At 55.1% G+C, this 16806-nt stretch carries 18 protein-coding genes; 10 read left to right on the forward strand and 8 right to left on the reverse strand.

Translation table 11 applies throughout. The features are described from left to right. Window positions 1–9 precede the first annotated feature (9 nt). Window positions 10–942, reverse strand: a complete 933-nt coding sequence (gene rfaD, locus BBA90_RS06335) for an ADP-glyceromanno-heptose 6-epimerase (RefSeq protein ID WP_065648427.1) — start codon at window positions 940–942, stop codon at window positions 10–12. 230 nt (window positions 943–1172) lie between these two features. On the opposite strand from rfaD, the gene BBA90_RS06340 reads away from it, so the two are divergent. Both BBA90_RS06340 and tdh read left to right on the forward strand, forming a co-directional pair. Further along, the gene (locus BBA90_RS06340) at window positions 1173–2384 is read left to right on the forward strand and encodes a glycine C-acetyltransferase (RefSeq protein WP_065648428.1); all 1212 of its coding nucleotides are present in this window, start codon (window positions 1173–1175) and stop codon (window positions 2382–2384) included. Then, window positions 2381–3409, forward strand: coding sequence for an L-threonine 3-dehydrogenase (gene tdh / locus BBA90_RS06345; protein WP_065648429.1), 1029 nt, complete (start codon window positions 2381–2383; stop codon window positions 3407–3409). Before BBA90_RS06340 ends, tdh begins: the two co-directional genes overlap by 4 nt. A 30-nt stretch (window positions 3410–3439) precedes the next feature. Here tdh and BBA90_RS06350 read toward each other — a convergent pair whose 3' ends face one another. The 4 genes from BBA90_RS06350 to envC all read right to left on the reverse strand — a co-directional run bounded on the left by BBA90_RS06350 (window position 3440) and on the right by envC (window position 7880). Then, window positions 3440–4351 carry a glycosyltransferase family A protein gene (locus BBA90_RS06350; protein ID WP_065648430.1) on the reverse strand — a complete coding sequence of 304 codons (912 nt, stop codon included), beginning with the start codon at window positions 4349–4351 and terminating at the stop codon, window positions 3440–3442. Then, complete coding sequence (locus BBA90_RS06355; protein WP_065648431.1) at window positions 4344–5573, reverse strand: glycosyltransferase; 1230 nt, start codon at window positions 5571–5573, stop codon at window positions 4344–4346. The genes BBA90_RS06350 and BBA90_RS06355 overlap by 8 nt, the downstream gene beginning before the upstream one ends. Window positions 5574–5675: 102 nt before the next feature. After that, entirely contained in the window at window positions 5676–6575 is a 900-nt protein-coding gene (locus BBA90_RS06360; RefSeq protein WP_065650417.1) for a divergent polysaccharide deacetylase family protein, read from the reverse strand. Between the two features lie 3 nt (window positions 6576–6578). Beyond that, window positions 6579–7880, reverse strand: a complete 1302-nt coding sequence (envC, locus tag BBA90_RS06365) for a murein hydrolase activator EnvC (RefSeq protein ID WP_065648432.1) — start codon at window positions 7878–7880, stop codon at window positions 6579–6581. A gap of 249 nt (window positions 7881–8129) precedes the next feature. Between envC and BBA90_RS06370 the strand changes: the two genes are divergently transcribed. The 5 genes from BBA90_RS06370 (at window position 8130) to cysE (ending at window position 11240) form a co-directional block, all read left to right on the forward strand. Then, the gene (locus BBA90_RS06370; RefSeq protein WP_065648433.1) at window positions 8130–8561 is read left to right on the forward strand and encodes a rhodanese-like domain-containing protein; all 432 of its coding nucleotides are present in this window, start codon (window positions 8130–8132) and stop codon (window positions 8559–8561) included. Window positions 8562–8579: 18 nt separating this feature from the next. Then, entirely contained in the window at window positions 8580–8834 is a 255-nt protein-coding gene (grxC, locus tag BBA90_RS06375) for a glutaredoxin 3 (RefSeq protein WP_039381226.1), read from the forward strand. Between the two features lie 40 nt (window positions 8835–8874). Continuing rightward, complete coding sequence (gene secB, locus BBA90_RS06380) at window positions 8875–9339, forward strand: protein-export chaperone SecB (RefSeq protein ID WP_039381225.1); 465 nt, start codon at window positions 8875–8877, stop codon at window positions 9337–9339. Next, the gene (gpsA, locus tag BBA90_RS06385; protein WP_065648434.1) at window positions 9339–10358 is read left to right on the forward strand and encodes an NAD(P)H-dependent glycerol-3-phosphate dehydrogenase; all 1020 of its coding nucleotides are present in this window, start codon (window positions 9339–9341) and stop codon (window positions 10356–10358) included. The genes secB and gpsA overlap by 1 nt, the downstream gene beginning before the upstream one ends. A gap of 66 nt (window positions 10359–10424) precedes the next feature. Beyond that, on the forward strand, window positions 10425–11240 hold the full coding sequence (cysE, locus tag BBA90_RS06390) for a serine O-acetyltransferase (protein WP_065648435.1): 816 nt from the start codon (window positions 10425–10427) through the stop codon (window positions 11238–11240). Here cysE and trmL read toward each other — a convergent pair. Genes trmL through cpxR form a run of 3 tightly spaced genes read right to left on the reverse strand, consistent with a single transcriptional unit; the run spans window position 11237 to window position 13820 of the window. Next, complete coding sequence (gene trmL / locus BBA90_RS06395) at window positions 11237–11710, reverse strand: tRNA (uridine(34)/cytosine(34)/5-carboxymethylaminomethyluridine(34)-2'-O)-methyltransferase TrmL (protein ID WP_065648436.1); 474 nt, start codon at window positions 11708–11710, stop codon at window positions 11237–11239. The genes cysE and trmL overlap by 4 nt on opposite strands. A gap of 35 nt (window positions 11711–11745) precedes the next feature. Next, the gene (gene cpxA, locus BBA90_RS06400) at window positions 11746–13122 is read right to left on the reverse strand and encodes an envelope stress sensor histidine kinase CpxA (protein WP_039381221.1); all 1377 of its coding nucleotides are present in this window, start codon (window positions 13120–13122) and stop codon (window positions 11746–11748) included. Then, window positions 13119–13820: an envelope stress response regulator transcription factor CpxR gene (cpxR, locus tag BBA90_RS06405; RefSeq protein ID WP_065648437.1), complete on the reverse strand. Its 702-nt coding sequence runs from the start codon at window positions 13818–13820 to the stop codon at window positions 13119–13121. The genes cpxA and cpxR overlap by 4 nt, the downstream gene beginning before the upstream one ends. A 150-nt stretch (window positions 13821–13970) precedes the next feature. Here cpxR and cpxP point away from each other — a divergent pair, with 150 nt between their 5' ends. The 3 genes from cpxP to pfkA all read left to right on the forward strand — a co-directional run bounded on the left by cpxP (window position 13971) and on the right by pfkA (window position 16741). Beyond that, window positions 13971–14483, forward strand: coding sequence for a cell-envelope stress modulator CpxP (gene cpxP / locus BBA90_RS06410; RefSeq protein ID WP_065648438.1), 513 nt, complete (start codon window positions 13971–13973; stop codon window positions 14481–14483). 186 nt (window positions 14484–14669) lie between these two features. Next, window positions 14670–15572, forward strand: coding sequence for a CDF family cation-efflux transporter FieF (fieF, locus tag BBA90_RS06415; protein WP_065648439.1), 903 nt, complete (start codon window positions 14670–14672; stop codon window positions 15570–15572). Between the two features lie 206 nt (window positions 15573–15778). Next, the gene (gene pfkA, locus BBA90_RS06420) at window positions 15779–16741 is read left to right on the forward strand and encodes a 6-phosphofructokinase (protein ID WP_039381217.1); all 963 of its coding nucleotides are present in this window, start codon (window positions 15779–15781) and stop codon (window positions 16739–16741) included. The last annotated feature ends 65 nt before the right edge of the window (window positions 16742–16806 follow it).

Consider the following 16806-nt stretch of genomic DNA (forward strand, 5'->3'; position numbering starts at 1 on the left):
CGGGTGTCCTTATGCGTTGCGATTCAGCCAGGCCATATATTCGCCTACGCCCTGTGCGACGGTTTTGAAGGGCTTGTCATAGCCCGCTTCACGCAGTTTTGTAAGATCGGCCTGGGTAAATGCCTGATAACGCCCTTTGAGCTTATCCGGGAAAGGAATGTACTCAATCTGGCCTTTCTGATGGAATTTAAGCACGGCATCAGCCACTTCCTGGAACGACTCTGCACGTCCGGTGCCGCAGTTATAGATACCGGATACGCCGTTCTCCCAGCACCACAGGTTCACCGCAACAACATCATCTACATGAATAAAATCACGACGGAAGCTGTCGCTGCCTTCAAACAGCTTAGGGTTTTCGCCGTTGCTGATTTGCGTATTCAGATGAAATGCCACGCTGGCCATACTGCCTTTGTGCCCTTCGCGCGGACCATACACATTGAAATAGCGGAAACCACATACCGGCGAATCTGCTTCAGGCAGAATCTGACGCACGTAGTGATCGAACAGCATTTTTGAATAGCCGTAGACGTTCAGCGGCTCTTCATACTGGCGCTCTTCGATAAAGTTCTCATTGCGGCCACCATACGTCGCAGCAGAAGAGGCGTAGAGAAACGGGATCTCACGCTCAAGGCAGAAATGCAGCAGATCTTTGGAGTACTGGTAGTTGTTATCCATCATGTACTTGCCATCCCACTCGGTGGTGGCTGAACAGGCACCTTCATGGAAGACTGCTTCAATGGGTCCCAGATCTTCGCCTGACATGATGTAAGAGAGAAACTCTTCTTTATCCATATAATCGGCGATATTCAGATCCGCCAGATTCACAAATTTGGTGCCATCTTTCAGGTTATCCACGACCAGAATGTCGCTATGACCGCGATCGTTAAGCGCTTTAACGATGTTGCTGCCAATCATGCCAGCGCCGCCGGTAACGATAATCATATGCTTAGCCTTTAATCAGTTGGGGTGAAACAGAAGGTTTCACGCACGAATACTTATCATCATAACATTTCAGCCCTGTCCGGACAGCCAGATGCGTGAGGCGTATCGCACAAACGCTGGCCATGGCGTGAACTATGCTGCAAAACGAACATTTAGCTGGCTGAAATATCGTCTGCACACCATTTGCTCAGTAAGATGCCCCGGTAATTGGCGATCTAAGGAGCAGAATCATGTCCGGTCAGTTTTATTCGCAAATCCGTCAGCAGCTTGAGACAACGCGTCAGGACGGATTGTTCAAACAGGAACGCCGCATTACGTCGGCCCAGCAGGCAGAGATCAGCGTCGACCACGGCGCCCCGGTCATTAACTTTTGTGCTAACAACTATCTCGGTCTGGCTAACCATCCGGCGCTGATTCAGGCGGCCAAAGAGGGTATGGATTCTCACGGCTTTGGTATGGCATCGGTGCGCTTTATCTGTGGTACGCAGGATACGCATCAGCAGCTGGAGCGTAAGCTGGCTGACTTTCTTGGTATGGAAGAGGCGATTCTGTTCTCCTCCTGTTTTGACGCTAACGGCGGCCTGTTTGAGGCGCTGCTGGGGCCGGAGGATGCCATTGTTTCCGATGCGCTGAATCACGCGTCCATCATCGATGGCATACGTCTGTGCAAGGCACAGCGTTATCGCTACGCCAATAACGATATGCAGGCGCTGCGTGCCTGTCTGCAGGAGGCGCGTGATAAGGGTGCCCGTCATATAATGATTGCCACCGATGGCGTGTTCTCCATGGATGGCGTGATTGCTAACCTGCAGGGAATTTGCGACCTGGCGGAGGAGTTTGATGCGCTGGTCATGGTGGATGATTCTCACGCGGTGGGCGTCGTCGGCGCAGCCGGACGCGGTACGCATGAATACTGCGGCGTGATGGATCGCGTCGATATTCTCACCGGGACATTAGGTAAAGCGCTGGGCGGCGCGTCCGGCGGCTACGTGGCTGCGAAAAAAGAGGTGGTGGAGTGGCTGCGTCAGCGTGCACGCCCCTATCTGTTTTCTAACTCGCTGGCGCCGGCCATTGTCTCTGCCTCACTGCGGGTGCTGGATTTGCTGAGTGAGGGCGACGGCCTGCGCCAGCGGCTCTGGGATAATGCACGCTTTTTCCGCGAAAAAATGCGCGCTGCCGGCTTTACGCTGGCTGGGGCTGACCACGCCATTATTCCGGTGATGCTGGGTGAAGCAAACGTGGCGCAGCAGTTTGCCACGCTGCTGCAGCAGGAAGGCATTTACGTCACCGGCTTTTTCTATCCGGTGGTGCCGCAGGGTGAAGCGCGCATCCGCACGCAGATGTCTGCTGCTCATACGCAGGCGCAGCTGGAACAGGCCATCGCCGCGTTTATCCGCGTGGGCCAGCAGCTGGGCGTGATTGCTGCAGGAGCAGAACAATGAAAGCACTTGCCAAACTGAAAGCTGAAGAGGGGATCTGGATGGTGCGGGATGCGCCGGTGCCGGAACCCGGGCATAACGATTTGCTGATTAAGATCCGCAAAACCGCTATTTGCGGCACGGATATTCACATCTACAACTGGGATGAGTGGTCACGCAAAACCATTCCGGTACCGATGATCACCGGACATGAGTATGTCGGTGAAGTGGTTGGCATGGGGCAGGAGGTCAAAGGCTTCGCCATCGGCGATCGCGTTTCCGGAGAGGGCCATATTACCTGCGGTCACTGCCGTAACTGCCGGGCCGGGCGAACGCACCTGTGCCGCAATACGGTGGGCGTGGGGGTAAACCGGCAGGGCTGCTTCGCGGAGTATCTGGTTATCCCGGCGTACAATGCGTTTAAAATTCCCGATAACATTTCTGACGAGCTGGCCGCCATCTTTGATCCGTTCGGCAACGCCGTACATACTGCGCTGTCATTTGATCTGCCAGGTGAAGATGTCCTGATCTGCGGCGCCGGGCCGATTGGTATTATGGCCGCCGCCGTCTGCAGGCATGTGGGTGCCCGTCATGTGGTGATCACCGACGTGAATGACTACCGTCTGAGTCTGGCGCGCGGGATGGGTGTGACCCGGGCCGTTAACGTGGCGCAGGAGAATCTGCGCGACGTGATGCAGGAGCTCGGTATGACCGAAGGGTTTGATGTCGGACTGGAGATGTCAGGCGCACCGGCAGCTTTCCGCACGATGCTGGAAACCATGAATCACGGCGGGCGCATTGCGCTGCTGGGCATTCCACCCGGTGATATGGCGATCGACTGGAATCTGGTCATCTTCAAAGGCCTGTTTATCAAAGGCATTTATGGCCGTGAGATGTTTGAGACCTGGTACAAAATGGCGGCACTGATCCAGTCCGGACTGGATCTCACGCCAGTGATCACCCATCGCTATCATATCGACGAATTTCAGCAGGGTTTCGATGAAATGCGCTCCGGGCGCTCAGGGAAAGTCGTGCTGAGCTGGGATTGACCGGACTCCGGCCCGCGGGCCGGAGTCATATCAGCTGCGTTTTTTCTCTTCATCAGTCAGGTAGCGTACTTTGCGCGTGTAGTCCTGACCTTTAAACTGCAGCGGCTGTGCCGGGTCCTGCAGGTACTTCTGCCATTCACTTAACGGAAAACCGCCGTGGGCGCCAATGACCTCAGGCGGGATCACCGCTGCGGTCCCGCCGATGCGCTTGGAGACCGGCCAGTTTGCCCATTCGCCCAGGTTGACCGTGACCAGATCGAGCATATCCAGCAGCGCAGAGAGCGGCAGCTGATCGGTGGGTGGCTGATTGTCATTCATCAGCTCCCAGGTATCCTGAAACAGCGTCAGCCACAGCAGGCAGATACGCTTCCAGGTCTGACGCGTGGCGGCCAGATAAGCGCCATTGACATGGTCAACCAGATAGGGCCGGATGGCGGGTTTGTAATAAGCCGGGATCTGCTCTTCAGCTGCATTCTCCAGTTTGGCAATCATTCTGCCTTCTCTGAAGCTGGAGTAAAGATGACCTTCCCGCAGGCTGAGGGCAGGGTCTTTAAGCAGGTTAAGGTCAGAGTCGATCATCAGAACGGCGTCACCGCTGGCCTGTAAAGGCGCCTGCAGTTTGATCAGCCGACTGCGGTAAATCTGTTTATAACGGTAGCTCTCTTCGCGATGCGGGATGGTCAGCGTCGCAACACGGGTCTTTGCCGGCAGTTCACCAAATTTTGTTGCGGGCTGGTCGCTGACGATAACAATTTCCGTGATGCTGGTGGCAAAACGGCTGGCAAAGCAGGCGCTGAGCAGCGCTTCTTCAATATAGTCCTCACCGGCACACGGGATCACCACGGAGGTAACCGGAATTGCGCCCTGCACGCGACTCTCGCTGTATGGAATATTGTGACGCGCGCGAATATGGCGGAAACGTTTATTAAAAAAATTAAGCATGACTCTTTTCCTGAATAACATTAGCCAGAACCGTTTCTACGCCCTGAATATAGTTATCAATAGCGTAATGTTCGCGTACCTTTCCGGCAGCAGTGTCAGTTAATTTCTGACGTAATTCTTTGTTTTCCCACAGGGCAATCAGCTGCTGTGTCAGCTGCGCAATATCACCATATTCAAACAGCAGGCCGGTCTGGTTGTGTTCAATCAGTTCAGCTGTGCCGGTCACCCGCGATCCGATAACAGCGGTATTAACCAGCATTGCTTCAAGCACTACGCGGGGTAAACCTTCACTTTGCGAGGCCAGTATAAACGCGTCAAACGCTGCCAGAAAATCGAGCGCATTGTTTTTAAAACCGGTAAAAACGATGCGGTCAGCAATCTGCTCTTTTTCTGCCAGTTGTGCGAGATTAGCCTGTTCCGGACCGGCACCTACAATCAGCATTTTCCAGTCAGCGTGAGGGTAGAGGCGATGAAACCGGCCCAGCGCGCTCAGCGTGTGGTGGTTGGCTTTACGCGCTATCAGTGAACCAATCGAGCCAAATACAAACGTTTCAGGTGCTATCTGCAGGGCCTGTCGAACAGCAGTGCGATCGGGCAACGGCTGGTGAATATCGATGGCATTACTGACGGTATGGCAGAGGTGATGATGAACGCCATGACGCTGCAGGGTATGACTGACGCCGTGCGAAACGCAGATAATTGCCTTACAGTCCCGGTTCAGCATCGTGACCAGCTGACGATTCAGCATCGGGTCGATACGGCAGTGCTGCACCACCGGGATCTCAAGCGGGCGGGCTGCCAGATAGCCTTCAGTATTGGTACTGGGCTGATTATTCATATAAAGCAGGTCAAACTGGCCTGCCTGCAGAAGCTCGCCAATCTTGTGTGCATTCGGAATAATGCGCCACCGGCGATCCACGACATGAACCGCTTTTTTTCTGCGCTCTTTGCTGAAAAAAAGCAGCGTGCGGACTATTTCTTTGCTGATTTTTGCCCAGAGAGGCTGTCTGCGCTGCGGAATAAACGTCACCGGGATGGCTAACGATCCAAGAGTCTGTTCAATGGTTTCGTCATTGCCGCGCGAATAATTATGATAAAAGCAGCAGGTGATATCGAACTGGTTACGATCGATCCGCTTTAGCAATTCCAGCATGCTATTGGTGCCGCCGCCCCACTCGCGACCATTATCAAGCAGTAGAATTTTTTGTTTATGCGGCGTCATTCCTGCTGATGTCCTTGTTCTGTGCAGTGCCTTTTCGGGCAAGAGTATAAACTTTCTGGCTGCAATGTGAATGTCAGCGGTGCGGTCGCCCGCACCACTGATTTAAAACAGCGCTTTCAGTTTGAGCATGAATGGATTCTGCATCAGACCTTCGCCGATGATTTCCACTGCCCGCTGCTGCGGTACCGGCGTGGCGCTGACTTTACAGAGGGCAGGCGCACGGAAATGCGCGCTTGCGGGTTTAGCCGGAGCGGCTGCGGCAGGTTTTGTGGTGTGACGCAGCGGCTCATTCAGCAGCTGTCCTGGCGTAACCAGCGTGACATCAGCCGGAAGCGAAGGCAGCATCTGCTGCAGGACGCGTACGGTTGTCGGGTGCGGATGGCCGATAGCGATAGCAGACCCGTCCCGCTGTGCCAGCTTAACCGCCCGGGTAAACTGCTGCCGTACCATCGCTTCATTTTGATTATCATCAAGAAACACGCGACGTTTTACGACTTTGACCTGCGTCCCCTGTGCTGCCGCAACGGCCTGACTATTGCCGATGGTCATGCTGTCGAGAAAATAGTAGTTATAGTGATTCAGCACCTGCATCACTTTCTGCATTCCGGCCAGGCTGGAAGTCATTTTACTGCCCATGTGATTATTCAGGCCAACCGCATAGGGAACTTTACCGCTGGCTTCACGGATAATGCGGGCAATTTCGTCGCTGCTCATCTCCGGGGTCAGGGTATCTTTTTCCAGCGGCTGTTTGCTGAGCGGGGCCATTGGCAGGTGAATCAACACTTCATGGCCGCGCTGATGGGCTTTAGTGGCCATCTCGCGCGCATGCGGGGCATTGGGCAGTACGGCAACGGAAATGGCCGCCGGCATCGCCAGCACTTTGTTCTCTTCAGCAGGACGGTAGCCAAAATCATCAATGACAATCGCTAATTTTGCCGCGTGTGCGCTGAAGCTCAGAAGAGAGCCGCACAGCAGAGCGGGTAACGTTCGGGATAAAAACAGCACTTATCTTCCTAACCACGGTAGTGGGTTAACAGCTTTGCCCTGACGGCGGATCTCAAAATAGAGCGACGGCGTACCGCGGCCACCGCTGGTGCCTACCAGCGCCACCGGCTGACCGGCTTTCACCTGTGCACCAACGCTTACCAGGGCGCTCTGGTTATAGCCGTACAGGCTCATGTCGCCTTTACCGTGCTCCAGCACCACAACCAGCCCGTATCCCTGCAGCCAGTCGGCCATCAGTACCCGTCCATCCGCAATCGCTTTTACTTCGGTTCCTTCCGGTGCGTCAATCACCAGTCCTTTCCAACGGAGTTCACCCTGCATCGATTCACCGAAGCGGTGTTCAATTCTGCCGCGGACTGGCCAGAAAGCCTGACCGCCCGCGCGCCCCAGCCCGCCGGTACGCGCCATCAGCTCACGCTCGCTCTGCGTTGGGGCATAGCTGGAACCTTTCGCTTTGGCCTGCGCCTGACGCTGACGAACCTTCTCTGCTTCACGCGCCTCACGCTCAGCCCGCTGACGCGCTTCGCGCTCTGCTCTGGCAATTTTATCCTGCAGACGGCTTTCGTTCTGGCGCATTTCAACCAGATCTGCCTGATCTTTTTCCAGCGCGTTTTCCAGCGCGGAGAGGGTTTTTTTGCGGGCAGCGCTGGCGTTTTCCAGCTTGCTTTGCTGCGCCTGCTGCTGAACGAGCAGATTTTTTTGCTGCTGCTGTTTGCTCTGCATGGTCAGGCGCTGTTCAGCCAGCTGCTGCCGGGTCTGGCGCAGTTCATCAATATTTTTTTGGCGCGCGGCGTTGAGGTAACCAAAATAGGCCAGGATACGTTCGCTGCGCTGCGCTTCTGCGCCGCCCAGCAACAGCTGTACACCATTATGCTGTCCCTGACGGAAAGCGGCGTCGAGCTGTTGTGACAGCAGACTTTCCTGCTGCGTCTGCTGCTGTTCAAGGCGGGAGATAGAGGCAGTAAGCTGAGCCACTTCTTTGTCGAGCGTGCTTAAGCTATTGCGCGTCTCACGCAGCTGACGGCTCGCCTGCGCGATGATTTTCTCCTGACTCCGGAGCTGATCGAGCAGTTTACTGCGCTCAGTTTTCTGCGCTTTAACGCGCTTCTCTTTTTCCGCGATACTTTGCTGAATGGTTTTTAACTGCGCTTTGTTGTCGTCAGCGCTGTAACCCGTAACGGGCAGCAAAAACATACCCGCACACAGCAGGCTGAGGGAGAGGGCGGACCAGCGGAATACCAGCTGAGCAGCCGGGCCGTTGTGAGGGGTCCTTGTGGGTGTAATGCGCGCTTTTCCCTTCATAGTTAATAATTATTCCACGATGAACAGCCGCTTACCAGTTATCCCGGCCAGCTTTTAGATTACGAAACATGTCGCTTTAAAGCTTAGCGCGATAAACATTGTCTGAATTTTGCGATTAGAACATTTTTTTTGGAAAATGACGCACAAATCGTATCTCTGCCCGCATCGCGACTGTACATGCGAAGTGGCGCAGGTATACTCAGAACCCTTGTTTTAGCTTATAAGCCCGGTCTGGAGTCGTTACCTCTCATGCAAGAAATCATGCAGTTTGCAAGCAATCACCCCATCCTTAGTCTGGCATGGGTCGTTTTACTTATTCTGGTGATTGTGACCACCGTTAAAGGGATGTTCTCTAAGGTAAAAACCATCAGCCGTGGTGAAGCAACCCACCTGATTAATAAAGAGAACGCGGTGGTAGTAGACGTGCGTTCACGCGACGATTATCGCAAGGGGCATATTTCCGGAGCGGTTAACGTGGCAGCAGCAGATATTAAAAAAGGCAGCTTCGGCGAGCTGGAAAAGCACAAGTCGCAGCCCATAATTGTGGTATGTGCCACCGGTCAAAGCGCGGGTGATTCAGCAGCAACGCTGAGCGCCGCAGGCTTTGAACATGTCGCTGTCCTGAAAGATGGCATCAGCGGCTGGAGTGGCGAAAACCTGCCGCTGGTTCGCGGTAAATAATCATCTGAGGTATCCCGCATGGCGAATGTTGAGATTTACACCAAAGTAACCTGCCCGTATTGCCATCGTGCAAAGGCGCTACTGGATCAGAAAGGCGTTTCTTATCAGGAGATCCCTATTGATGGGGACGCAATGAAACGTGAAGAGATGATCAGACGCAGCGGTCGCACCACGGTGCCGCAGGTTTTCATCGACGCTCAGCACATCGGTGGCTGTGACGATCTCTATGCGCTGGACGGGCGTCAGGGACTCGATCCTCTGCTTCAGGCTTAACTCTTCTGCACTGATAATCATCACTTAAGGACTTAGTAACATGTCAGAACAAAGCACCAACGAAATGCAGTTCCAGATCCAGCGCGTTTATACCAAAGATGTCTCTTTTGAAGCGCCAAACGCGCCTCAGGTTTTTCAGAAAGAGTGGGAGCCGGAAGTTAAACTGGATCTGGATACCGCCTCTTCTCAGCTGGCTGATGAAGTGTATGAAGTGGTGCTGCGCGTGACGGTAACCGCAACCGTAGGCGAAGAGACCGCTTTCCTGTGCGAAGTCCAGCAGGCGGGTATCTTCACCATCAGCGGTATTGATGGCACGCAGATGGCACACTGCCTTGGCGCATACTGCCCGAACATTCTGTTCCCTTACGCACGTGAGTGTGTGACCAGTCTGGTTTCGCGCGGTACGTTCCCGCAGCTGAATCTGGCACCGGTTAACTTTGATGCGCTGTTCATGAACTATCTGCAGCAGCAAGGTGAAGGCGAAGCGCCACGTCAGGATGCCTGATGACAACACATAACGCGTCTATCAGCGTACTCGGTGCCGGCTCGTACGGCACCGCTCTCGCTATCACGTTAGCTCGCAACGGGCATCCGGTTCTGCTCTGGGGCCATAATCCGCAAAGCGTTGCCCGCTTACAGGCTGACCGCTGTAATACCGCTTTCCTGCCCGATGTTCCTTTTCCTGATAATCTGATTGCTGAAGCCGATCTTGCACAGGTCGTTCGCGCGAGCCGCGATCTGCTGGTGGTGGTGCCGAGCCATGTTTTTGGCGACGTGCTGCAGCAGATTAAACCTTACCTGCGTACAGATTCCCGCCTTGTCTGGGCCACCAAAGGCCTGGAAAAAGAGACCGGCCGTCTGCTGCAGGAGGTTGCGCGGGAGATCCTGGGCGATGCTATTCCGCTGGCGGTGATTTCCGGCCCGACCTTTGCTAAAGAGCTGGCTGCCGGTTTACCCACCGCTATCGCACTGGCGGCCACCAATGCAGAGTTTGCTGACGATCTGCAGCAGAAGCTGCACTGCGGCAAAAGCTTCCGCGTGTATAACAATCCTGATTTTACCGGTGTTCAGCTGGGCGGGGCCGTTAAAAACGTTATCGCTATCGGCGCCGGCATCTCAGACGGTATTGGCTTTGGTGCTAACGCGCGTACCGCACTGATTACCCGCGGCCTGGCCGAGATGAGCCGTCTGGGCGCGGCACTGGGTGCCGATCCGGTAACGTTTATGGGCATGGCAGGACTGGGCGATCTGGTACTGACCTGCACAGATAACCAGTCGCGCAACCGTCGTTTTGGCATGATGCTGGGTCAGGGCGAGAGCGTTGAAGAGGCGCAACGCATTATCGGACAAGTTGTAGAAGGCTACAGAAATACCAAAGAAGTCAAAGCGTTGGCGGAAAGAATGGGCGTCGAAATGCCGATAACCGAGCAGATTTATCAGGTACTGTATTGCGAAAAAACGGCGCGAGAGGCAGCATTGAGCTTACTGGGTCGTACAAGGAAGGACGAAAACAGCCCAGGCTAGAGCAGGATGCTCAGCACATCAACCTGTAGCGCCTCTGCGGCGCTTTTTTATCGGGAGTAAACAGCAATGTCGTCTGAAGAGTTAGAACTGGTCTGGAACCATATCAAAGCAGAAGCCAGAGCGCTGGCGGATTGCGAACCGATGCTGGCCAGCTTTTATCACGCGACGTTGCTGAAGCATGAAAATCTCGGCAGTGCGCTCAGCTACATGCTGGCAAATAAGCTGGCGAATCCTATTATGCCTGCCATCGCCGTGCGTGAAATTGTCGAAGAAGCTTATCGTCAGGATCCGGAAATGATTGTTTCAGCGGCCTATGACATTCAGGCTGTACGCCAGCGCGATCCGGCAGTAGACAAATACTCCACGCCGCTGCTCTACCTGAAAGGTTTCCATGCGCTACAGGCCTATCGCATTGGCCACTGGCTGTGGAAAGAGGGCCGCCGCGCGCTGGCCGTCTATCTGCAAAACGAAATCTCCGTATCATTCGCCGTTGATATTCACCCGGCGGCCCATATCGGACGCGGGATCATGCTGGATCACGCCACGGGTATTGTGATCGGCGAAACCGCGGTAGTGGAAAATGACGTCTCTATCCTGCAATCCGTGACGCTGGGCGGGACCGGCAAAACCAGTGGCGATCGTCATCCTAAAATTCGCGAAGGCGTCATGATTGGTGCCGGCGCCAAAATTCTCGGCAACATAGACGTAGGCCGCGGCGCAAAAATTGGCGCCGGCTCTGTTGTACTGCAGCCTGTTCCTCCGCACACCACCGCTGCCGGCGTACCGGCGCGCATTGTGGGCAAGCCCGCCAGCGACAAACCCTCAATGGATATGGATCAGCACTTCACCGGCGCCGGTTTTGAATATGGCGACGGGATTTAATCTTTGATCAGCGCGCCGGCGAAATCGAGCTGGCGCCACGCTTCATACACCACTACCGATACGGCATTCGACAGATTCATGCTGCGGCTTTCGGCGCGCATCGGGATACGTATTTTCTGTCCGGCGGGCAGGGCGTCCAGGATCTCAGCGGGCAGACCCCGGCTTTCCGGGCCAAACAGCAGGTAGTCTCCGGCCTGATAGCTGACCGCACTGTGTGCCGGTGTACCTTTCGTGGTCAGCGCAAACAGGCGTTGCGGCGCTTCAGATGCGAGGAAAGCGCTGTAGCTGGCGTGTTTTTTCAGCGCGGTATATTCGTGGTAATCAAGCCCGGCGCGGCGCAGTCGTTTATCATCCCACGCAAAGCCAAGCGGCTCGATCAGATGCAGCTGAAAGCCGGTGTTGGCGCACAGGCGGATAATGTTACCGGTATTGGGTGGTATTTCAGGTTCGAATAAAACAATGTTCAGCATAAGGCCCCCGCAATCAGGGGCCGAAGCATAACAAATTACTGCCGGGCAGAGTATAGCGGGAGCCAGAGCGTCAGACGCAGGCCGCCCAGAGGGCTGTTATCTGCTTTGACCCAGCCGCGATGCTGCTGTACGGCCGTCTCCACAATCGCCAGCCCAAGCCCGGTGCCGCCAGACTCGCGATCGCGCGCTTCATCCGTACGATAGAACGGGCGGAAAATCTGCTCGCGATCTTCTTCGCTCACGCCCGGACCGTCATCATCCACGTGAACGGTAATGCCCTGAATATCCACCGAGAAGCTCACGCTGATGTGCGAATCAGAATAGCGCAGCGCATTGCGTACGATATTTTCCAGGGCGCTCTCCAGCGCATGCGGGTTGCCGTACAGCGGCCACGGACCAGGCGGATAAGGCACTTCCATGGTTTTACCCATCTGTTCTGCTTCAAAGCGCGCATCCTCCAGCACGCCGTTCCACAGCTGATTTGCTTTCATCGCCTCGCTGACCAGGGCATTTTTATGCTGGGTGCGTGACAGCACCAGCAGATCGTTGATCATGCCATCCAGCCGCTGCGCTTCTGTCTCAATGCGCTGCAGCTCTTTGCCTTCACCATGGCGACGACGCAGCAGAGCGGTAGCCAGCTGCAGTCGCGTCAGTGGGGTGCGCAGTTCATGGCTGATGTCAGATAGCAGGCGCTGCTGCGCGGTCATCATGCGTTCAAGCGCGCTGACCATCTGGTTAAAACTGGAACCGGCCGCCAGAAACTCCTGCGGACCCGACTCCAGTTCAGGATGCTGGCGCAGGTTGCCGCTGGCCACTTCATCCGCCGCGTATTTCAGCTTGCGCGCCGGTCGTGCCAGGCTCCATGCCAGCCAGAGCAGCAGCGGAGAGCTAATCAGCATCGTGACAATCAGCAGCAGTAGCGGCCGGTCAAATAACAGGTTGATAAAATCGAGCTGGGAGCTGGTGGCCGGTCGGATCAGATAGAGCTGATAGTTATCTTCACCGTCGCGCACGGCAAAGGGGCCCACCATCTCAACGCGGCCATATTTTTTCTTCTGCGGGTGATCGGCGTTATCTGACTGGCCGATAAAGTTACGGATCACCTGCATTTCGTTGTGCTGTGCGCCAATCACCCGGCCCTCACTGGTTACCAGCAGCAGGCGCTGGCCCGGTGGTGCCCATTTGTCGATAGCGCGAAACAGCCGGCGCCACCACATCAGGTCATTAGGGGGATCCTGAGAGAGTTCCGCTTCAACATGCTGTTCAATCATGGTGCCCTGCCGTTGTTCGCTTTCCATCAGGGCGGTCATCTGACGCGAATCGAGCTTGGGCACCATCAGGACCAGCATCAACACCAGCGCCAGCGTAAGCCAGAAGATGGCGAAGATGCGGGTCGTCAGACTGCCTATCATGATGCAGAAACCATCAGATAGCCGCGTCCGCGCAGCGTTTTGAACCATGGATGGCCATCACGACGCTCAGGAAGTTTGCGGCGCAGGTTGGAGATATGCATATCGATGGCACGGTCAAAGGGCGTCAGGCGTTTACCAAGCACCTCCTGACTGAGATGTTCCCGCGATACCACCTGGCCGAGATGCTGCGCCAGCAGGTAAAGCAACGTGAACTCAGTGCCGGTGAGATCGAGCGTTTCGTTATCAAAGCTCGCCTCCTGACGGCCTGGGTTCAGGCGCAGGCAGTCAACTTCAAGCGTCGGCGAACTGGTATCGTGCTGCTGTTGCTGCTGCTCGCTCCAGTTTGAACGACGCAGGATCGCACGAATACGCGCCACCAGCTCGCGGTCATTGAAAGGTTTAGGCAGGTAATCATCCGCCCCCAATTCCAGTCCCAGAACGCGATCCAGTTCGCTGCCACGAGCCGTCAGCATGATGACCGGCGTCTGATGCTGCTGACGCAGCTCTTTTAACGTATCGATACCGTTTTTCTTCGGCATCATGACATCCAGCAGCAACAGGTCAACGGAGCTGTCCAGCAGGGTAAGAGCCTGCTCTCCATCGCTGGCTACAATGACGTCAAACCCTTCCATTTCGAGTAATTCTTTAAGCAGCGAAGTTAATTCGCGGTCGTCATCTACCAACAGGATTTTATTCATTTTTTATTGCCCTCCGCAGGCAAAATACCGTGTTCCCACACTGGCAATCCAACGCTTTACGTAGTTTTACACCCCCTGACGGTTGTTTGCAGCTGCCGCCGTAAACTGGGTCTCGTTGAATCGCAAAACAGAGCAAACCGGGAGTAAACGATGCGCAACTTAACCGTCATCGTCATTGCTTCAGCGATGGTTCTTAGTCACGCCAGCGCAGTTGCAGCAGAGACGACAGCGATTGAAGAGATGCATCAAAACGGCGGCTTGACGACAGGCAGTATGACGCAAAATCCGCAAAGTCACATGTTCGATGGAATTGAGCTTACCGAACAGCAACGGCAGCAAATGCGGGACCTGATGCAGCAAGCACGCCATGAGCGCCCGGTGTTAAGCGTTCAGGATATTGAAACTATGCATGACCTTGTCACTGCAGACAAATTTAATGAATCGGCGATCCGCCAGCTGGCTGAAAAACAGGCCCGCGCGCAGGTTGACCTGCAGGTTGAGATGGCCCGGGTTCGTAATCAGATGTATCACCTGCTGACGCCTGTGCAGCAGGCGGCATTAAAAAAGAATCATGAACGGCGGCTGAATGATGTTCGTCGGTTCTCAGGATTGCAGCCATCGTCATCGCTGCAAGCAGTGAGCAGCACCCGTAGTAACCAGTAACATAGTATCCCTGTTTTCCTTGCCATAGACACCATCCCTGTCTTCCCCCGCCATGATGGCGGGGTTTTTTTTGCCCGCGGTATGGCGTGCCGGGAAATGCCGCATCGCAGACGCAGCCTGGCCGGACTGATGATAAACTTGTTTTCAGTTACGACTGGAACACGCATCTGTCTGATAGGGCGAAACATGGATTCTGAGTACGCAACACTGGTCCGGCGTGCTGCGCTGGCCGCGACCTCACTGGCGCTCCTGCTGCTGCTGGTCAAGATTTTCGCCTGGTGGTACACCGGCTCAGTCAGCGTGCTGGCGGCGCTGGTGGATTCGCTGGTAGACATTGCCGCCTCGCTGACTAATCTGCTGGTGGTGCGTTATGCACTGCAGCCTGCTGACGATGATCATACATTCGGGCATGGCAAAGCGGAGTCACTGGCGGCGCTGGCGCAGAGCATGTTTATCTCCGGCTCCGCACTCTTTCTGTTTCTGACCGGTATCCAGCATCTGGCAAAGCCGGAAACGCTGCGCGCGCCGCTGGTCGGCGTCGTTGTAACCCTTGTTGCCCTTTTTTCCACGCTGGCGCTGGTGGCGTTTCAGCGCTGGGTTGTCCGGCGCACCCGCAGTCAGGCGATTCGCGCCGATATGCTGCACTATCAGTCCGATATCGTTATGAACGGCGCAATCCTGATCGCGCTCGGTCTGAGCAGCTACGGTTTTGCGCGTGCTGATGCGTTATTTGCGCTGGGGATCGGCGTCTATATCCTCTATAACGCGCTGCGTATGGGATATGAAGCCGTACAGTCGTTGCTGGATCGCGCGCTGCCCGAGCAGGAAAAGCAGCAAATTATTGCGCTGGTGACAGAGTGGCCTGGCGTGCACGGTGCGCATGCATTGCGTACAAGGCAGTCAGGGCCGACGCGGTTTATTCAGCTGCATCTGGAAATGGAAGATGCGCTGCCGCTGGTTCAGGCGCATCACGTTGCTGATGAGATTGAACAGGCGCTGCGCCGGAAATTTCCGGGTTCCGACATCATTATTCACCAGGATCCCTGCTCGGTCGTCCCGGAACATCAGCAGGGCTTCTTCCGATTTTAGTTTTTTAGTTCAGGCGCTTATATGTTAAAAATGACAAAGCGCTAACAACTCTTTAAAAAATTAGCGAAAACTTGTCTGACCTGAATCAATTCAGCATTGAGCCTTTGATATACTATCTGCAACTATTAAGCCCCACGTTCGGGAGCAGGCATGACCCGGTCGATCGGCGGGAATAATCCTTAGTTTTGAACAATCCAGAGGTTGTCATGATCAAAAAAATCGGAGTACTGACCAGCGGCGGCGACGCCCCGGGCATGAACGCAGCCATTCGCGGAGTTGTCCGTTCCGCCCTGAGTGAAGGCCTGGAAGTTTTTGGTATCTATGACGGCTATCTGGGTCTGTATGAAGATCGCATGATTAATCTCGACCGCTACAGTGTTTCTGACATGATTAACCGCGGCGGCACTTTTCTCGGCTCTGCGCGTTTTCCGGAGTTCCGCAATGAAGAGGTGCGCCAGGCAGCGATCGAAAACATGAAAAAGCGGGGTATCGATGCGCTGGTGGTCATTGGCGGTGATGGCTCCTATATGGGTGCCAAACGACTGACTGAGATGGGTTTCCCCTGCATCGGTCTGCCAGGCACCATCGACAACGACGTCGCCGGCACTGACTACACTATCGGCTATTTCACCGCGCTGGAAACCGTTGTGGAAGCGATTGACCGTCTGCGCGACACCTCCTCGTCGCATCAGCGTATCTCAATTGTGGAAGTGATGGGCCGCTACTGTGGCGATCTGACGCTGGCAGCGGCCATTGCCGGCGGCTGTGAGTTTATTGTGCTGCCGGAAATTCCCTATACCCGTGAAGAGCTGGTTGAAGAGATCAAAGCAGGCATTGCAAAAGGGAAAAAACACGCCATCGTGGCGATTACCGAGCACATCTGCGATATCGACGATCTGGCCCGTTTTATTGAAGAAGAGACAAAGCGTGAAACCCGCGCCACCGTTCTGGGACATATTCAGCGTGGCGGCGCGCCCTGCGCCTACGACCGCATTCTGGCGTCACGCATGGGGGCTTACTCAATTGAGCTGCTGCTGCAGGGCTATGGCGGCCGCTGCGTCGGTATTCAGAATGAGAAGATGGTGCACCACGATATTATCGATGCCATTGAGAACATGAAGCGTCCGTTCAAGCGTGACTGGCTCGATACAGCGAAAAAGCTCTACTAACCTGTGCACAGGCGCGACCCCGTTCGCGCCTTTTCGCTGTCTCTATATTCTCGCAAGTTATAACT

This window comes from Pantoea eucrina, from assembly GCF_001691555.1.
Classification (GTDB): Bacteria; Pseudomonadota; Gammaproteobacteria; order Enterobacterales; family Enterobacteriaceae; genus Pantoea; species Pantoea borealis.

What these genes read in the sequence shown, in the direction of transcription:
- rfaD (WP_065648427.1), bottom strand. Translation starts at nt 942, where the DNA reads ATGATTATCGTTACCGGCGGCGCTGGCATGATTGGCAGCAACATCGTT.
- BBA90_RS06340 (WP_065648428.1), top strand. Translation starts at nt 1,173, where the DNA reads ATGTCCGGTCAGTTTTATTCGCAAATCCGTCAGCAGCTTGAGACAACG.
- tdh (WP_065648429.1), top strand. Translation starts at nt 2,381, where the DNA reads ATGAAAGCACTTGCCAAACTGAAAGCTGAAGAGGGGATCTGGATGGTG.
- BBA90_RS06350 (WP_065648430.1), bottom strand. Translation starts at nt 4,351, where the DNA reads ATGCTTAATTTTTTTAATAAACGTTTCCGCCATATTCGCGCGCGTCAC.
- BBA90_RS06355 (WP_065648431.1), bottom strand. Translation starts at nt 5,573, where the DNA reads ATGACGCCGCATAAACAAAAAATTCTACTGCTTGATAATGGTCGCGAG.
- envC (WP_065648432.1), bottom strand. Translation starts at nt 7,880, where the DNA reads ATGAAGGGAAAAGCGCGCATTACACCCACAAGGACCCCTCACAACGGC.
- BBA90_RS06370 (WP_065648433.1), top strand. Translation starts at nt 8,130, where the DNA reads ATGCAAGAAATCATGCAGTTTGCAAGCAATCACCCCATCCTTAGTCTG.
- grxC (WP_039381226.1), top strand. Translation starts at nt 8,580, where the DNA reads ATGGCGAATGTTGAGATTTACACCAAAGTAACCTGCCCGTATTGCCAT.
- secB (WP_039381225.1), top strand. Translation starts at nt 8,875, where the DNA reads ATGTCAGAACAAAGCACCAACGAAATGCAGTTCCAGATCCAGCGCGTT.
- gpsA (WP_065648434.1), top strand. Translation starts at nt 9,339, where the DNA reads ATGACAACACATAACGCGTCTATCAGCGTACTCGGTGCCGGCTCGTAC.
- cysE (WP_065648435.1), top strand. Translation starts at nt 10,425, where the DNA reads ATGTCGTCTGAAGAGTTAGAACTGGTCTGGAACCATATCAAAGCAGAA.
- trmL (WP_065648436.1), bottom strand. Translation starts at nt 11,710, where the DNA reads ATGCTGAACATTGTTTTATTCGAACCTGAAATACCACCCAATACCGGT.
- cpxA (WP_039381221.1), bottom strand. Translation starts at nt 13,122, where the DNA reads ATGATAGGCAGTCTGACGACCCGCATCTTCGCCATCTTCTGGCTTACG.
- cpxR (WP_065648437.1), bottom strand. Translation starts at nt 13,820, where the DNA reads ATGAATAAAATCCTGTTGGTAGATGACGACCGCGAATTAACTTCGCTG.
- cpxP (WP_065648438.1), top strand. Translation starts at nt 13,971, where the DNA reads ATGCGCAACTTAACCGTCATCGTCATTGCTTCAGCGATGGTTCTTAGT.
- fieF (WP_065648439.1), top strand. Translation starts at nt 14,670, where the DNA reads ATGGATTCTGAGTACGCAACACTGGTCCGGCGTGCTGCGCTGGCCGCG.
- pfkA (WP_039381217.1), top strand. Translation starts at nt 15,779, where the DNA reads ATGATCAAAAAAATCGGAGTACTGACCAGCGGCGGCGACGCCCCGGGC.